The sequence below is a fragment of the Pseudomonas sp. AF03-9 genome (genome assembly GCF_020515815.1).
Taxonomy (GTDB): Bacteria; Pseudomonadota; Gammaproteobacteria; order Pseudomonadales; family Pseudomonadaceae; genus Aquipseudomonas.
Genome location: NZ_JAHPJF010000006.1, coordinates 116,738 through 132,358, shown reverse-complemented (window position 1 = coordinate 132,358; position 15,621 = coordinate 116,738). Strand labels below are relative to the sequence as shown.

12 protein-coding genes are annotated in these 15,621 nt (G+C 61.2%); 8 read left to right on the top strand and 4 right to left on the bottom strand.

Annotated elements, in window-relative coordinates; translation table 11 throughout:
- Positions 1-238 precede the first annotated feature (238 nt).
- Entirely contained in the window at positions 239-1,015 is a 777-nt protein-coding gene (locus LIY36_RS11625) for a ferredoxin--NADP reductase (protein WP_192298974.1), read from the top strand.
- Between the two features lie 46 nt (positions 1,016-1,061).
- Here the strand turns inward: LIY36_RS11625 and mscL are convergent, their stop codons facing one another.
- Positions 1,062-1,478 carry a large-conductance mechanosensitive channel protein MscL gene (gene mscL, locus LIY36_RS11620; protein WP_017737414.1) on the bottom strand — a complete coding sequence of 139 codons (417 nt, stop codon included), beginning with the start codon at positions 1,476-1,478 and terminating at the stop codon, positions 1,062-1,064.
- Positions 1,479-1,765: 287 nt separating this feature from the next.
- Here mscL and katB point away from each other — a divergent pair, with 287 nt between their 5' ends.
- From katB to LIY36_RS11600, 4 genes are read left to right on the top strand one after another with little or no spacing between them, the layout of a single operon-like run.
- The gene (gene katB, locus LIY36_RS11615; protein WP_226455769.1) at positions 1,766-3,307 is read left to right on the top strand and encodes a catalase KatB; all 1,542 of its coding nucleotides are present in this window, start codon (positions 1,766-1,768) and stop codon (positions 3,305-3,307) included.
- 58 nt (positions 3,308-3,365) lie between these two features.
- A complete protein-coding gene (locus tag LIY36_RS11610) occupies positions 3,366-3,905 on the top strand; it encodes an ankyrin repeat domain-containing protein (protein WP_226455768.1) in 540 nt (179 codons plus the stop codon).
- Between the two features lie 35 nt (positions 3,906-3,940).
- Positions 3,941-5,308, top strand: coding sequence for a DNA repair protein RadA (gene radA, locus LIY36_RS11605; RefSeq protein WP_017737417.1), 1,368 nt, complete (start codon positions 3,941-3,943; stop codon positions 5,306-5,308).
- A 16-nt stretch (positions 5,309-5,324) separates the two neighbouring features.
- Positions 5,325-6,050 carry a hypothetical protein gene (locus LIY36_RS11600; RefSeq protein ID WP_226455767.1) on the top strand — a complete coding sequence of 242 codons (726 nt, stop codon included), beginning with the start codon at positions 5,325-5,327 and terminating at the stop codon, positions 6,048-6,050.
- Positions 6,051-6,054: 4 nt separating this feature from the next.
- Here the strand turns inward: LIY36_RS11600 and LIY36_RS11595 are convergent, their stop codons facing one another.
- Positions 6,055-6,423 carry a PilZ domain-containing protein gene (locus tag LIY36_RS11595; protein ID WP_226455766.1) on the bottom strand — a complete coding sequence of 123 codons (369 nt, stop codon included), beginning with the start codon at positions 6,421-6,423 and terminating at the stop codon, positions 6,055-6,057.
- 174 nt (positions 6,424-6,597) lie between these two features.
- Between LIY36_RS11595 and LIY36_RS11590 the strand changes: the two genes are divergently transcribed.
- The 3 genes from LIY36_RS11590 (at position 6,598) to yjiA (ending at position 9,994) form a co-directional block, all read left to right on the top strand.
- On the top strand, positions 6,598-8,664 hold the full coding sequence (locus LIY36_RS11590) for a carbon starvation CstA family protein (protein WP_226455765.1): 2,067 nt from the start codon (positions 6,598-6,600) through the stop codon (positions 8,662-8,664).
- Positions 8,665-8,679: 15 nt separating this feature from the next.
- Positions 8,680-8,877 (top strand): YbdD/YjiX family protein, encoded by a 198-nt coding sequence (locus tag LIY36_RS11585; protein ID WP_003194308.1) that lies wholly within the window; start codon positions 8,680-8,682, stop codon positions 8,875-8,877.
- A 157-nt stretch (positions 8,878-9,034) separates the two neighbouring features.
- Positions 9,035-9,994, top strand: a complete 960-nt coding sequence (yjiA, locus tag LIY36_RS11580) for a GTPase (protein ID WP_226455764.1) — start codon at positions 9,035-9,037, stop codon at positions 9,992-9,994.
- A gap of 108 nt (positions 9,995-10,102) precedes the next feature.
- On the opposite strand, the gene glyA is transcribed toward yjiA, so the two are convergent.
- Both glyA and LIY36_RS11570 read right to left on the bottom strand, forming a co-directional pair.
- Positions 10,103-11,356 (bottom strand): serine hydroxymethyltransferase, encoded by a 1,254-nt coding sequence (gene glyA, locus LIY36_RS11575; RefSeq protein ID WP_192298967.1) that lies wholly within the window; start codon positions 11,354-11,356, stop codon positions 10,103-10,105.
- A gap of 240 nt (positions 11,357-11,596) precedes the next feature.
- Positions 11,597-15,448 carry a sensor domain-containing protein gene (locus LIY36_RS11570; RefSeq protein ID WP_226455763.1) on the bottom strand — a complete coding sequence of 1,284 codons (3,852 nt, stop codon included), beginning with the start codon at positions 15,446-15,448 and terminating at the stop codon, positions 11,597-11,599.
- Positions 15,449-15,621 lie beyond the last annotated feature (173 nt).

Sequence of the window (15,621 nt, the reverse complement as noted above, 5' to 3'; positions counted from 1 at the left end):
TTTGATAGCTGCTTAGAGGGGTAGTTTGATCTGGTGTGTTGGCGGGTTAGTGTTAATAGCCAAATAGTTAGTCCCAACTAGTGGGTGTGATTTCCCCCCGGTTGTATCGCCAAATTAACAGTCTGATCCTGTTTTTAGTCGCAGCCGCTTTGGAGCGCGGTAATGCCAGTACAAAACAACGGTGTTTGCGCGCCTGGCTTTGAGGGACACTAGGGGCCTGTGCAAAACGGAGTTCCCCATGACGGCCAGTGCTGAGAAATTTACCCGGCAGACGTTGCTCGACGTGCAATCGCTGACCCCCAGCCTCTTCACCCTGCGCACCACGCGTGACCCAGGCTTTCGTTTTACCGCCGGCCAGTTCGTGCGCCTGGGCGTGACCAAGGCCGATGGCAGCACCGTGTGGCGCGCTTATTCCATCGTGTCATCGCCGTTTGACGAGCATCTGGACTTTTTTTCCATCGTGGTGCCCGGCGGTGAGTTCACCAGCGAGCTGAGCCGCTTGCAGGTCGGCGACACCTTGATGGTGGAGCGCCAGGCCACGGGGTTCCTGACCCTCAACCGTTTTGTCGACGGGCGTGACCTGTGGCTGCTGGGCACCGGCACCGGGGTGGCGCCGTTTCTGTCGATCCTGCAGGACTTTGAGGTCTGGGAGAAATTTGAACGCATCGTCCTGGTCTACAGCGCTCGCGAAGCCCGGGAGCTGGCCTACCAGTCGCTGATCAAGGACTTGGGTGAGCGTGAATACCTGGCCGAGTACGCGCACAAACTCACCTACATCCCTATCGTCACCCGCGAGCAGCATCCGGGGGCGTTGAACGGGCGCATCACCACATTGATCGAGAATGGCGAGTTGGAGCGTGCCGCTGGTGTCGAACTCACGCCGGAGCACTCCCGCGTGCTGATTTGCGGCAACCCGCAGATGGTCGATGACACCCGTCAGTTGCTTAAACAGCGTGACATGCAACTGAGCCTGAGCCGACGCCCAGGCCAGGTGGCGGTGGAAAACTACTGGTAATAAAAAAGGCGCCTCAAGCAGGCGCCTTTTTCATGCCGGCTTTTTGTTAAAGCGGCTTGTCGTTCTGTGCCTTGAGCAGGTCACGGATCTCACCCAGCAACACTTCCTCCTTGGTCGGCGTCGGCGGCAGGCTTGGGGCCACGGCTTCTTCGCGCTTGAGGCGGTTGATGGCCTTTACGCCCATGAAGATCGCGAACGCGACGATCACGAAGTCGATCACGCTCTGGATGAACTTGCCGTACGCCAACACCACGGCTGGTACATCGCCTTGTGCGGCCTTGAGCGTTATCGCCAAGTCACCGAAGTCCACGCCGCCGATCAACAGACCGATGGGAGGCATCACCACGTCGCCTACAAACGAGGAAACAATTTTGCCGAAGGCAGCGCCGATGATAATACCGACGGCCATGTCGACCACATTACCTTTGACCGCGAAGGCCTTGAACTCACTGATCACGCCCATAGGTTATTCCTTGTTACAGATGAGGAGGGTGGAGGTCAGTGTAAGTCAGTCGTAGAGGGCTTGCCTGAAACAACCGTTAACACTGTTAGTTTTTATCGACACATTAAAACGCAAATAGTTTGCAAAGTGCCACCAATCGCGCGCGAAATACGCGCCAAATCAGTGGCTTACCAGATTATTTTATCAATCGGGTTGTTACGGCTTTTCTATTTATCTTCTGACTCGCGGGTCACTAGCCTCTGGCAAGCACAACTGAATGTGCACTAAAAAAACCAGAGGAAACCTCGATGAAGAACCCAATGAACCGCGGGCCTGTTGCAGCGCGATCCGCGCTGGTACTGGTGACCGCCAGCTTGCTTTCCCTGTCTGTACACGCCGCCAACCTGACCCGCGACAACGGTGCTGCCGTGGGCGATAACCAGAACTCGCAAACCGCTGGCGCCAATGGCCCGGTGCTGTTTCAGGACGTGCAACTGATTCAAAAACTGCAGCGCTTCGACCGCGAACGTATCCCCGAGCGCGTCGTACACGCGCGTGGCACTGGCGCCCACGGCACCTTTACTGTCACTGACAGCCTCAGCGACCTGACCAAGGCCAAGGTGTTCGCCGCCGGCGAAGCCACCCCGGTGTTCGTGCGCTTCTCCGCCGTGGTCCATGGCAACCACTCCCCGGAAACCCTGCGTGACCCACGCGGCTTTGCCACCAAGTTCTACACCGCTGACGGCAACTGGGACCTGGTAGGCAACAACTTCCCGACGTTCTTCATCCGCGACGCCATCAAATTCCCGGACATGGTTCACGCCTTCAAGCCGGACCCGCGTACCAACCTGGATGACGATTCGCGTCGCTTTGACTTCTTCTCCCATGTGCCGGAGGCGACTCGTACGCTGACCGAGCTGTATTCCGACTCCGGTACGCCAGCCAGCTACCGCGAAATGGACGGCAACGGTGTGCACGCCTACAAGCTGATCAACGCCAAGGGTGAAGTGCACTACGTCAAGTTCCACTGGAAGAGCCTGCAAGGCATCAAGAACCTCGATCCCAAGCAGGTCAGCGAAGTGCAGGGCCGTGACTACAGCCACATGACCAACGACCTGGTCACCCACATCAACAAGGGCGATTTCCCCAAGTGGGACCTGTACGTGCAGGTGCTCAAGCCTGAAGACCTGGCCAAGTTCGACTTTGACCCGTTGGATGCCACCAAGATCTGGCCGAACGTGCCTGAGCGCAAAGTCGGGCAAATGGTGTTGAACCGCAACCCGGCCAACGTCTTCCAGGAGACCGAGCAAGTGGCCATGGCCCCGGCCAACCTGGTGCCTGGCATCGAACCGTCGGAAGACCGCCTGCTGCAAGGCCGGGTGTTCTCCTACGCCGACACCCAAATGTACCGCCTGGGCGCCAATGCCCTGCAACTGCCGATCAACGCGCCACGGGTGGCCGTCAACAACGGTAACCAGGATGGGGCGATGAACCTTGGCAAGACCAGCAGCGGCGTGAACTATCAGCCAAGCCGCCTCGAGCCGCGGCAAGAGCCGCAAACCGCGCGCTACAGCCAGTCGGCGCTGGTGGGCAGCACCCAGCAGGCGAAGATCCAGCGTGAGCAGAACTTCAAGCAGGCCGGCGATTTGTACCGTTCCTACAGCAAGAAAGAGCGTCAGGACTTGATCGACAACTTCGGCGGCTCCCTGGCCACCACCGATGACGAGAGCAAGCACATCATCCTGTCGTTCCTCTACAAGGCTGATCCGGAGTACGGCACCGGCGTGGCCAAGGTCGCCAAGGGTGACTTGGCGCGCGTGAAGGCGCTGGCAGAAAAACTGACTGACTGATCCGTTGGTTGTGGTCGGCGCCCGTGAGCGGGCGTCGACCTTTGGCAGGAGAACACCCATGCGTATTTCTATCGGCCTACTGATGGCCATGCTGGCCTTTGTCGCCCAGGCCGAGTCCCCTGACCCGGCGGCGCTCAAGGCGCAGTTGCAGGACTACTATTTCGACGCCGCCCGCCGTGGCGACCTCGACATGCTCAACACGTTTATCGACTCCGGCTACAGCCTCAACACCCGGGACGACAAGGGCTACACCGCGCTGATCCTCGCCGCCTATCACGGCCAGGCACCCTTTGTGGAGCGCCTGCTCGAGGCTGGCGCCGACGCCTGCGTGCAGGACAACCGCGGCAACACTGCGCTGATGGGCGCGATCTTCAAGGGCGAGCTGAAAATCGCCCAGCGTCTGCTGGCCACCGACTGCAACCCCGACCAACGCAACGGCGCCGGGCAGACGGCGGCGATGTACGCCGGGCTGTTCAAGCGCATCGAGTTGCTGGACGCGCTCAAAGCCAAGGGCGCCGACCTCAACGCTGAAGACCCGGCCGGCAACAGTGCTTCACGATTGGCTGACGGTGAAATCCGGACCCCGACGCCGCGCTGAGCTATCATCGCGGTTTTTCGGTTGGAGGTTCTCATATGGCAAAGGCCAAGCGCATGTACGGCTGCACGGAGTGCGGCGCGACCTTTCCCAAATGGGCCGGCCAGTGCGGTGAATGCGGTGCGTGGAACACCCTCACCGAAACCATGATCGAAAGCGGCGGCGCGGCAGCCCCCACCGGTCGTGCGGGCTGGACCGGGCAACAGGCGCAGATCAAGACCCTGGCCGAAGTCAGCGTCGAAGAGATCCCGCGTTTTTCCACCGCGTCCGGCGAACTGGACCGCGTGCTCGGCGGCGGCCTGGTGGACGGCTCGGTCGTGTTGATCGGCGGCGATCCCGGCATCGGCAAGTCGACCATCCTGCTGCAAACCCTGTGCAGCATCGCCAGCCGCATGCCGGCGCTGTATGTCACCGGCGAAGAATCCCAGCAACAAGTGGCCATGCGCGCCCGTCGCCTGGGTTTGCCCCAGGACCAACTGCGGGTGATGACCGAAACCTGCATCGAAAGCATCATCGCCACGGCGCGTATCGAAAAGCCCAAGGTCATGGTGATCGACTCGATCCAGACCATTTTCACCGAGCAACTGCAATCGGCACCGGGCGGCGTGTCCCAGGTGCGCGAGAGTGCGGCGCTGCTGGTGCGTTATGCCAAGCAGAGCGGCACGGCGATCTTCCTGGTGGGCCACGTGACCAAGGAAGGCGCACTGGCCGGGCCACGGGTGTTGGAGCATATGGTCGACACCGTGTTGTATTTCGAGGGCGAATCCGACGGCCGCCTGCGTTTGCTGCGGGCGGTGAAGAACCGCTTCGGTGCGGTGAACGAGTTGGGTGTATTTGCCATGACCGACCGGGGGCTGAAAGAAGTCTCCAACCCCTCCGCGATTTTTCTGACCCGTGCCCAGGAAGAAGTCCCGGGCAGTGTGGTGATGGCGACGTGGGAAGGCACCCGGCCGATGTTGGTGGAGGTGCAGGCGCTGGTGGATGACAGCCATCTGGCCAACCCCCGGCGTGTCACGCTGGGCCTGGATCAGAACCGCTTGGCCATGCTGCTGGCGGTATTGCACCGGCACGGCGGCATTCCGACCCACGACCAGGATGTGTTCCTCAACGTGGTGGGCGGGGTCAAGGTGCTGGAGACCGCGTCTGACCTGGCGTTGATGGCGGCGGTGATGTCCAGTTTGCGTAACCGGCCGTTGCCTCACGACCTGTTGGTGTTTGGTGAGGTGGGCCTGTCTGGCGAAGTGCGGCCCGTCCCTAGTGGCCAGGAGCGCTTGAAGGAAGCCGCCAAGCACGGCTTCAAGCGTGCGATCGTACCCAAGGGCAACGCGCCGAAGGAGTCGCCACCGGGGATACAGATTATTGGGGTGACCCGCCTGGAACAGGCATTGGATGCACTTTTTGAATAACTCAGGGATAGGCGTCATGCAACGAATGAATCGCTGGGGCGTGCTTGCCCTGTTCATGACCTTGGCCGGATTGCCCGCCATGGCGCGGGCCGACGTGCCAGCGGGGTATCGGCTGGCACAAACGCTGGTTACCCAAGAGGGCAGCAGCTTGCAGGTGCTGGAAGACCAGCGCATCAGCGCCCAATTGCACAAGGACAGCTGGGGCAGCGGGCTGGATGAAGACTCGTTCGACGAGCCCGGTGATCTGGTTGAAAACCCGTTGCGAGAGGCCCAGGTGCGGTTGGTGTCGGCCTCCGGCGCGGTGATAGCGCACAAGGACCTCGGCTACCCGCTGGCCAAGGTCAAGAAAGCCGCGCTCAACGGGCAGCCGGAGCCCGTGTATTTTTTGACCATCGACCAGACCGCCCCTATGGGCAGCTACAGCGGCCCGGCCACGCAATTGTTGCTGCCTGCCAAGCGGCAACTGGAGCCGGTGGGCTACCAGGACGCGGATGGCAAATTCAAGCCACTTATCCTGGCCAGCACCGGCAAGGCGGCCTGGAAGGTTTCGACGCCTGCTGGCGGCGGTGCGGATGAACTCTTGCAAGTCTCGTCATTCATGGACGGCGACGGTGACGATGATTTTGCCACGCGCTACCAGACCTACCGTTGGGTAGGGGGGCAGTGGCATGGGGCATCCACGCAGAAAGCGGGTTACTGGGACACGGAAAGCGACTTCCCGGCACGTACGGCATTTCCCTGAGCCCTCACACCTCCAGCAGCGCCCCCAGCTCCCGCTCCAACTCTTCCTGGTCGCCCAGATTCAACTCGATCAGCCGCCGCAGGTGGCTGATCGACTCCAGGTCGATGTCTTTGCACACAAAGCCCAACTGGCCGCGATCATCATGGGCCAGTCGTACCTGCATCTTGATATGGGCCTTGGGGTCCAGGCGTATGTCGACGTCGAACGGCAACGCTTTGTTGCCCTTCCAGTCCTCGGGCCGTTGTACCAACAGCCCCTTTAGCGACAGATCCACCAATTGCACTGGCCATTCCCGGCCGTTCTGCCGCAGTTCAGTCTTGGCGTCAAAGGCGATCCTGCGGAAACGGCGGCGGTCAGACGGTTGCTCGGTCATGGTGAAGCCCTCTGGAGATAGAAGGATTGTAGCCCTGCGCCATTATTGGGCTGGTATTTCTGCTTTTTTTGCCCGCTGAAGGCTCTAGACCAACGTAGGGGGGTGGTCTTTAAAGCCAACAGCGCTAAACTCGGAGCGGCTGTCCTTTCTGTCCACCCTGGCTGGAATATAAAAATGAAAAATAATAATAGCCTGCTACGCCACCTACCCTGGCTGGTGCTGGCAATCGTAGGAGCGTGCGCCCTTGGCGTAGTGGCCTTGCGCCGCGGCGAGGCGATCAACGCCTTGTGGATTGTGGTCGCTGCTGTGGCCATCTACCTGGTTGCATACCGCTACTACAGCCTGTTCATCGCGAATAACGTGATGCAACTCGATCCACGGCGGGCCACCCCCGCAGTGATCAACAACGACGGTCTGGACTATGTGCCGACCAACAAACATATCCTTTTCGGTCACCACTTTGCGGCGATTGCCGGTGCAGGCCCCTTGGTCGGCCCGGTGCTGGCGGCACAAATGGGCTACCTGCCCGGTACGCTCTGGCTGATTGCCGGTGTGGTACTGGCCGGCGCGGTGCAGGACTTCATGGTCCTGTTCCTGTCCACTCGGCGCAACGGCCGTTCCCTGGGGGATATGGTCCGCGAAGAGATGGGCCGCATTCCGGGGACTATCGCGCTGTTCGGCTGCTTCCTGATCATGATCATCATCCTTGCGGTGCTGGCGCTGATCGTGGTCAAGGCCCTGGCCGAGAGCCCGTGGGGCATCTTCACGGTGATGGCGACCATCCCGATTGCGATGTTCATGGGCGTGTACATGCGCTACATCCGCCCGGGCCGCATTGGTGAAATCTCGATCATCGGCGTGCTGTTGCTGCTGGGTTCGATCTGGCTGGGCGGGCAGATTGCCGCTGACCCGGTGTGGGCCAAGGCTTTCACCTTCACCGGCATTCAAATCACCTGGATGCTGATCGGCTACGGTTTCGTCGCGGCGGTACTGCCGGTATGGCTGATCCTGGCGCCGCGTGACTACCTGTCGACCTTCCTGAAAATCGGCACCATCATCGCCCTGGCCATCGGCATCCTGGTCACCATGCCAGAGCTGAAAATGCCCGCGCTGACCCAGTTCATCGACGGCACCGGCCCGGTGTGGAAGGGCGGCCTGTTCCCGTTCCTGTTCATCACCATTGCCTGTGGCGCGGTCTCGGGTTTCCACGCGCTGATCTCCTCGGGCACCACGCCCAAGCTGCTGGATAACGAAACCAACGCCCGCTACATCGGTTACGGCGGCATGTTGATGGAGTCGTTCGTGGCCATCATGGCGATGGTTGCGGCTTCGGTGATCGAGCCTGGCGTGTACTTCGCCATGAACAGCCCGGCCGCCGTGGTCGGTGCCGATGTCGTTGCCGTTGCTCAAACCGTCAGCAGCTGGGGGTTTGCGATTACCCCGGAGGCGCTGCAAGCCGTCGCCCATGACATCGGTGAAACCACCATCCTGGCCCGTGCCGGCGGTGCGCCGACCCTGGCCGTGGGTATCGCGCAGATCCTGCACAGTGTGCTGCCGGGTGAAAACACCATGGCGTTCTGGTATCACTTCGCGATCCTGTTCGAAGCGCTGTTCATCCTGACGGCGGTTGACGCCGGTACCCGCGCCGGTCGCTTCATGTTGCAGGACCTGCTCGGCTCCTTCGTGCCTTCGCTCAAACGCACCGAATCGTGGACCGCCAACCTGATCGCGACTGCCGGTTGCGTGGCCATGTGGGGTTACCTGCTGTACCAAGGCGTGATCGACCCACTGGGCGGCATCAACACCTTGTGGCCGCTGTTTGGTATCTCCAACCAGATGCTCGCGGGTATCGCGCTGATGCTGGCGACCGTCGTGCTGATCAAAATGAAACGCCAACGCTACATCTGGGTGACCATGCTGCCGGCAGTCTGGCTGCTGATCTGCACCACTACCGCAGGCTTCATCAAGCTGTTCGACGCCAACCCGGCGATCGGCTTCCTGTCGCTGGCGAAGAAGTACAGCGATGCATTGGCCAATGGCCAGATCCTCGCCCCGGCGAAGAACATCGACCAGATGCAGCACGTGATCTACAACGCGTACACCAACGCAACGCTGACGGCGATGTTCTTGTTCGTGGTGTTCAGCATCCTGTTCTATGCGCTCAAGGTCGGCGTAGCCGCCTGGGGCAACAAAGAGCGTACGGATAAAGAAGCCCCGTTCCAGGCCCTGCCGGACGCGTGATAGAGGATTGCAGCCATGTTCAATGACATCAGTCGCCTCGGTAAATACCTCGGTCAGGCCGCGCGCCTGATGGTCGGCATGCCCGACTACGACACGTACGTCGAGCATATGCAAACCAAGCACCCGGACAAACCGGTGATGGACTACAAGGCGTTCTTCCGGGAACGCCAGGAAGCCCGTTACGGTGGCAAGGGTGGGCCCAAGTGCTGTTGACCCGGTAGCCCGGGCTGGCGGTGATCCCATGTGGGAGCGGGCTTGCTCGCGAAAGCGGTTTGTCAGTTGATGTATGTGCTGGCTGACACATTGCTTTCGCGAGCAAGCCCGCTCCCACATTTGTTTTGTGTTCCTTCAGTTATAAGGAGAACTGTCTTTGTCCTCTCCCATCCCCGTAACCATCCTCAGTGGCTTCCTCGGCGCCGGCAAGACCACCTTGCTGCGTCACCTGCTCAAAGCCGAGCACGGCCTGAAAATCGCCGTGATCGAAAACGAATTCAGTGATGCCGGTATCGACACCCAACTGTTGGGCGATGAGCCGGTGCAAGTCATGACCCTGTCCAACGGCTGCGTGTGCTGCACCATCCACACCGACCTGACCAAGGCCCTGTACCTGCTGCTCGAACGCCTGGACAGCGGCGAAATTGCCTTCGACCGCCTGGTGATCGAGACCACCGGCCTGGCCGACCCGGCGCCGGTGGCACAGACCTTTTTCATCGACGAGGAACTGCGTGAGCGCTACATCCTCGACGGCATCATCACCCTGGTGGACGCGGCCCACGCCGAGCACCACCTGACCCAGACCATCGCCCAGGCCCAGATCGGCTTTGCCGACCGCCTGCTGGTGAGCAAGCGCGATCTGGTGGATGACGCCACCTTTGACGCCCTCAGCGAGCGCCTGACCCGCATCAACCGTCGGGCGCCGATTCGGGTGGTCGATCACGGCACCATCGACCTGGCCGAATTGCTCGATGTGCGCGGCTTCAACCTCAACGCCGGCATGAGCCTGCGCCCGGTCAGCAAGGCGCCGTCCATCGACCGTATCTCCAGCCTGGTACTGCGCACCGAGCAGCCGCTGGACATTGACCGTCTCAGTGAGTTCATGAACGCGCTGCTGGAAGATCACGGCAAGCAACTGCTGCGCTACAAGGGCGTGCTGAACATCGCCGGGGAGGATCGCAGGATGGTGTTCCAGGGCGTGCTCAAGCTCTACGGGTTCGACTGGGATACCGAATGGGAGGACGGCGAGGCGCGGGAGAGTGTGATTGTGTTTATTGCCGATGAATTGCCGGAGGAAAAAATCCGCGAAGGTTTTGCGAAGGTTTACCAGCGTTGAATTGAAGCCCGCTCCCACACAAAGATTGCATTTCAGGCTGAGAAAGCAGTGTTTCAGGCACAAAAAAGCCCGGCTCAAGAGCCGGGCTTTTCATTCAAGCAACTGCAATCAAGCGCCGTACACCGGCAGCTTCTTGCAGATGGCCTTGACCTTCTCACGTACCGCGTCGATCACGGCTTCGTTGGAAAGATCTGCCAGGATGTCGCAGATCCAGCCTGCCAGTTCCTTGCACTCTGCTTCCTTGAAGCCACGAGTGGTCACAGCCGGGGTGCCGAAGCGCAGGCCGGAAGTGACGAACGGCGAACGTGGGTCGTTCGGCACGGAGTTTTTGTTCACGGTGATGAAGGCTTTGCCCAGGGCAGCGTCAGCATCTTTACCGGAGATTTCCTGCTTGATCAGCGACAGCAGGAACAGGTGGTTTTCAGTACCGCCGGAAACCACGTCAAAACCGCGCTCGATGAACACGCTGGCCATGGCCTGGGCGTTCTTGACCACTTGTTGCTGGTAGACCTTGAACTCAGGCTGCAAGGCTTCCTTGAAGCAGATCGCCTTGGCCGCGATCACGTGCTCCAGCGGGCCGCCCTGGGCGCCCGGGAATACGGCGGAGTTCAGCTTCTTCTCGATGTCGGCGTTGGCGCGAGCCAGGATCAGGCCGCCACGTGGACCGCGCAGGGTCTTGTGGGTAGTGGTGGTGACCACGTCAGCGAAAGGCACCGGGTTCGGGTAGACGCCAGCGGCGACCAGACCGGCCACGTGGGCCATGTCGACGAACAGGTAGGCGCCAACCTTGTCGGCGATAGCGCGGAAGCGTGGGAAGTCCAGGATCTGCGAGTAGGCAGAGAAACCGGCCACGATCATTTTTGGCTTGTGTTCAACAGCCAGGCGCTCGACTTCGTCGTAGTCGATCAGGCCGTTGCCATCGATACCGTATTGAACGGCGTTGTACAGCTTGCCGGAGGAAGAAACAGTGGCGCCGTGGGTCAGGTGACCGCCGTGGGCCAGGCTCATGCCCAGGATGGTGTCGCCCGCTTGCAGCAGGGCCAGGTACACGGCGCTGTTGGCTTGGGAACCGGCATGCGGCTGGACGTTGGCGTAATCGGCGCCGAACAGTTCTTTTGCACGGTCGATGGCCAGTTGCTCAACCACGTCGACGTACTCGCAACCGCCGTAGTAGCGCTTGCCTGGGTAGCCTTCGGCGTACTTGTTGGTCAGAACCGAACCCTGAGCCTCCATGACCGCTGGGCTGGTGTAGTTTTCCGAAGCGATCAGCTCGATGTGCTCTTCCTGGCGCACGGCTTCTTGCTCCATGGCGGCGAAGAGATCGGCGTCGTACTTGGCAATAGTCAAATCACGGCTGAACATGGCGGTCCTCAAGGATCGGGGGCAGAAAAGGAGGGCATTCTAACCCAACCGCTTTTAGATGGCATATGAAAGGACGTCATGTCGCGGACAAGTGGGGCTCATCTGGGGATGGGTGGTGGCTGTGAGGGCCTCTTCGCGAGCAAGCCCGCTCCCACATTTGACCGAGTTCCAACTTTGAAATGCGGACGAATGTGGGAGCGGGCTTGCTCGCGAAGAGGCCAGCAGCCTCACCACAAAGTCTCAGTCGAACATGAACAGCGCATCATTGCTGAACTGCGCTTCAAACCGGCTCGCCGGCATCGGCCGTCCAAACAGGTAGCCCTGCACTTCATCGCAACCATGCTCACGCAGGAAGTCGAGTTGCTCATGGGTTTCCACGCCTTCGGCGATCACCGCCAGGTTCAGGCTGTGGGCCATGGCGATAATGGCGCGGGCGATCTGGGCGTCCTGTTCGCCAGACGGCAGGCCGTCGACAAAGGTGCGGTCGATCTTCAGCACGTCGATGGGGAATTGCTTGAGGTAGTTGAGCGACGAGTAACCCGTGCCGAAGTCGTCGACCGCAATGCTCAGGCCCAGGTTTTTCAGGCCGTCGAGGATGTGCAGGGCTTCGTTGACTTCGCGCATCAGGATGCTTTCGGTCAGCTCCAGTTCCAGGCACGCCGGCGGCAGGCCGGTGTCTTCCAGGATGCTGGCGATGCGTTCGCCCAACTGGCCGTCGGAGAACTGCCGCGCCGAGATGTTCACCGAGACTTTCGGCACGCGCACCTTGTTCTGGTGCCAGGTCTTGAGCTGGCGGCACGCCTCGCTGATTACCCAGTCGCCCACATCCACCACCAGGCCCAACTCCTCCAGCACCGGGATGAAGTCCCCCGGCGGCACCAGCCCGCGACGCGGATGACGCCAGCGCAGCAAGGCTTCGGCGCCGGTCAGGCGCTTGCCGTCGCCGCTGAACTGCGGCTGGTAATAGAGCACGAACTCGTTCTGGTCCAGGGCATGGCGCAGGTCGCTTTCCAGCTCCAGGCGCTCCAGGGCGCTGGCGTTCATGTCGGCCTGGTAGAACTGGAAGTTGTTCTTGCCGCGTTCCTTGGCGTGATACATCGCCGTGTCGGCGTTTTTCATCAGCTGGCTCAGCTCGTTGCCGTCCTGCGGGCTGAGGGCAATGCCGATACTGGCGGTGACGAAGAATTCGCGGCCTTCGAGCACAAACGGCTTCACCAGGCTGGCGAGGATCTGTTCGGCCACGTGGATCGCGCGGTTCAGTGCCATTTCGCGGCTGATGCGCGGTTGCAGCAGCAAGGTGAACTCGTCGCCACCCATGCGCGCCACGGTGTCGTCTTCGGCGACGCAGCCAAGCAGGCGCGTGGCCATTTCCTTGAGCATGCGGTCGCCGGCGGCGTGGCCCAGGGAATCGTTGATCGGCTTGAAGCGGTCGAGGTCGAGGAACATCAGCACGACCCACGACTTCTGCCGTTCGGCCGATTGCAACGCGGTGTGCAGGCGGTCCTGGAACAGCGTGCGGTTGGGCAGGTGGGTCAGGGCGTCGTAGTAGGCCAGGCGGTGGATACGCTGCTCACTGGCCTTGCGCTCGCTGATGTCGCTGAAGAAGCACACGTAGCTGGCCAGGTCGCCTTCGTCGTCGAACACGGCGGTAATGCCGACCCAGGCCGGGTAATGCTCGCCGTTGCGGCGTTTGAGCCACACTTCGCCTTCCCAGGTGCTGTGCTGGTGCAACTGCTTGAGCACGTAGCGCAGATGGGCTTCTTGCTGTTCGTCGACGGTGAGCATGTTCGGCAACTGGTCGAGCACGTCGGCCACGCTGTAGCCGCTGACGCGGGTGAATGCGTCGTTGGCCTGGACGATATAGCCGGCCGGGTCGGTGATCAGGATCGCCGAGGTGGAGTGTTCGAATACCGTGGCCGCCATGCGCAGGTCTTTCTCGGCGCGGCGTTGCTGGCTGATGTCGCGGCCGACGCCAAGGATGCCTTCGAACGTGCCGTGTTCATCCCACACCAGCACCAGGCGCAATTCGATCGGCACTTTGCGCCCGTCGGCGCGCAGGCAATCGAACAGGAACAGCTGGGTCCGCGCTTCGTCGCGCAGCCTGGCCAGCGCGTCGGTATCACCGAGGGCGCGGCTGACCTGTTCCACCAGGCTGTAGATGCCGGTCAGTTGCTGCGGGTTGGCGATGATCGACTGCCAGCCGTTCTTGAACACCCAGTCCACGTCGTAGCCCAGCACCGCGTTGACCGACGGGCTGATGTAGTTGAGGGCCAGTTGGCTGTCGGTGGAGCAGATCACGTCGCTGATGCTTTCGGCGAGCATGCGGTAGCGCTGCTCGCTGTCGCGCAGGGATTCACTGGCTTCGATCTGGTCGGTGATGTCCTTGGCCACGCCGATGATCCGCGTGACCTGCGCCGCCTTGTCCCGCGCCAGGGCCTGCTCGCGAATTTCGAAGCGGCGCCACTGGTTGTTGCGGTGGCGGAAGCGTAACTGGCATTGCAACTGGGTCGAATAACTGGCCTGGCGCTGTTGTTGGCGCAAGTCGTGGTAGCGCTCGGCGTCTTCGGGGTGCAGCAGGATTTCCCAGAAATACTCGCCCATTTGCAGCAGTTCGGCTTTGTTGTAGCCGAGGGTGTGGCCCAGGTGATGGTTGCTGAAAATCATGCGCTGGCTGATCACGTCCTGCACATACAGGTGGTCGGGCACGGTGCGGACCACGTCCGACCAGAAACTCTCGCGTTCCACCAGTGACAGCTCGATCAGCTTGCGGCTGGTGATGTCGCTGATGCTCAGGATCACCGCCTTGAAGTCGTCCTGCTGCTCCGGCAGGCGCATCACCAGCCACAGGTATTGGTCATTGCCGGCGACATCGTTGAGGTGGATTTCCAGCTCCAACTGCTTCTGCTGGGTCAGCACCGCTTCCAGCACCTGGTAGCCGATGGCCGTGGCGTTGTGCGGGCAGTCATCGATCAGGCGTTCCCAGGCTTCATCGCATGAGCCGACGTTGAGCAAGCGCACTGCGACCTGGTTGACCTCGGTGATGCGCAGTTCCCTGAGCAGTTGCTGGCGCTGTTCGCGGTTGCCTTGTAGCCAGTCGTGCAATTGTTCGCGGGTTTGCAGCCTGGCCTTGTCAAAGAACGTGTTCAGTCCCGACAGGTCCAGCACGCACAGGGCCACGCCGGTGCCCTCGAAAATATCCTGGTAGCGCCGCCGACCTTCATGCACCTGGCGCTGGCGGCGGCGCATGTTGACCAGCACGAATACCGGGATCAGCGAGAACGCGAGGCCGAGCAGGCACTTGCCGATGAAGGCGGGCAGCAGTTCTTCCAGCACGGCATTGCGGTCGAACAGGCCGCGCAATTGCCAGTCGCTTTTGCTCAGGGGGGTGATGAGTACACTTTTATTCAATTCGTCCGGGGTCAGCGCCACGGCCCATTGCGCCGGCATGCCGCTGTCACGGCCGACCACGCGGTGATTGATGCGGTTCTCGATGGCCCACGTCGGTCGCTGGCCCTGGCCATCCTGGCGAGTCAGGTTGACCAGGTAGGCGGGCGCCAGGCGCAACACCCAATACACCCGCGAGCCGCCAGTTGGCTGGTGCAGCAACAGATAGATGATCGTGCCGTCGTTGCTGTTGCTCAGGTAGTAAGGCTGGGAATGGCTGCGTTGCACCAGCTCTTCGAGCCAGGCCGCGTCCTGGCTGTCACTGGCGCTGTCGCTGATCATTGCGCCGCTGGGGGCCAGCAAGGCGATGCTGCGCAACTCCGGCAGGGAGCGCTGCAACGTATGCACCAGGGCCTGCTGCTGTTCGCTGTTGCGCGGCGGCTCGACCATCGGTAGCAGGTTCAGGGCGATTTTTGCGCTCAGGGCCATGTTCAGGCTGATCTGCTCAGCCAGGTCGGCGCTGTAGTCGATGGTGTATTGCTGCTGGTTTTTCTGGTTTTGCTGCAACTGGTCCAGCAGTTGCCAGAACAAAAGCGCGAGCAACAAAAGGACGAGCGTCGCCAACGCGCCTTTCAAGGTGCCATGCAGGGGCGCTCCCGGCGCGATATGAGCGGCGCGTAGGGGAGTAGGCGGCGTGACTTTGGACAAGCTGTGATCCTGCGGGTTGGCTGGACTGGCGTGCGACACGCACTATAAGCCGGACGCCGAAGGGCGGCTAGCATGCCTTGAGTTGTGGCAAAGTGCCAGCCCCGCTTGGCTGGACTGGCCAGGCGCATTCAGGTAGCTTTGCCGGTTACGCGGGGGCGTTCCAGCCCCAGACA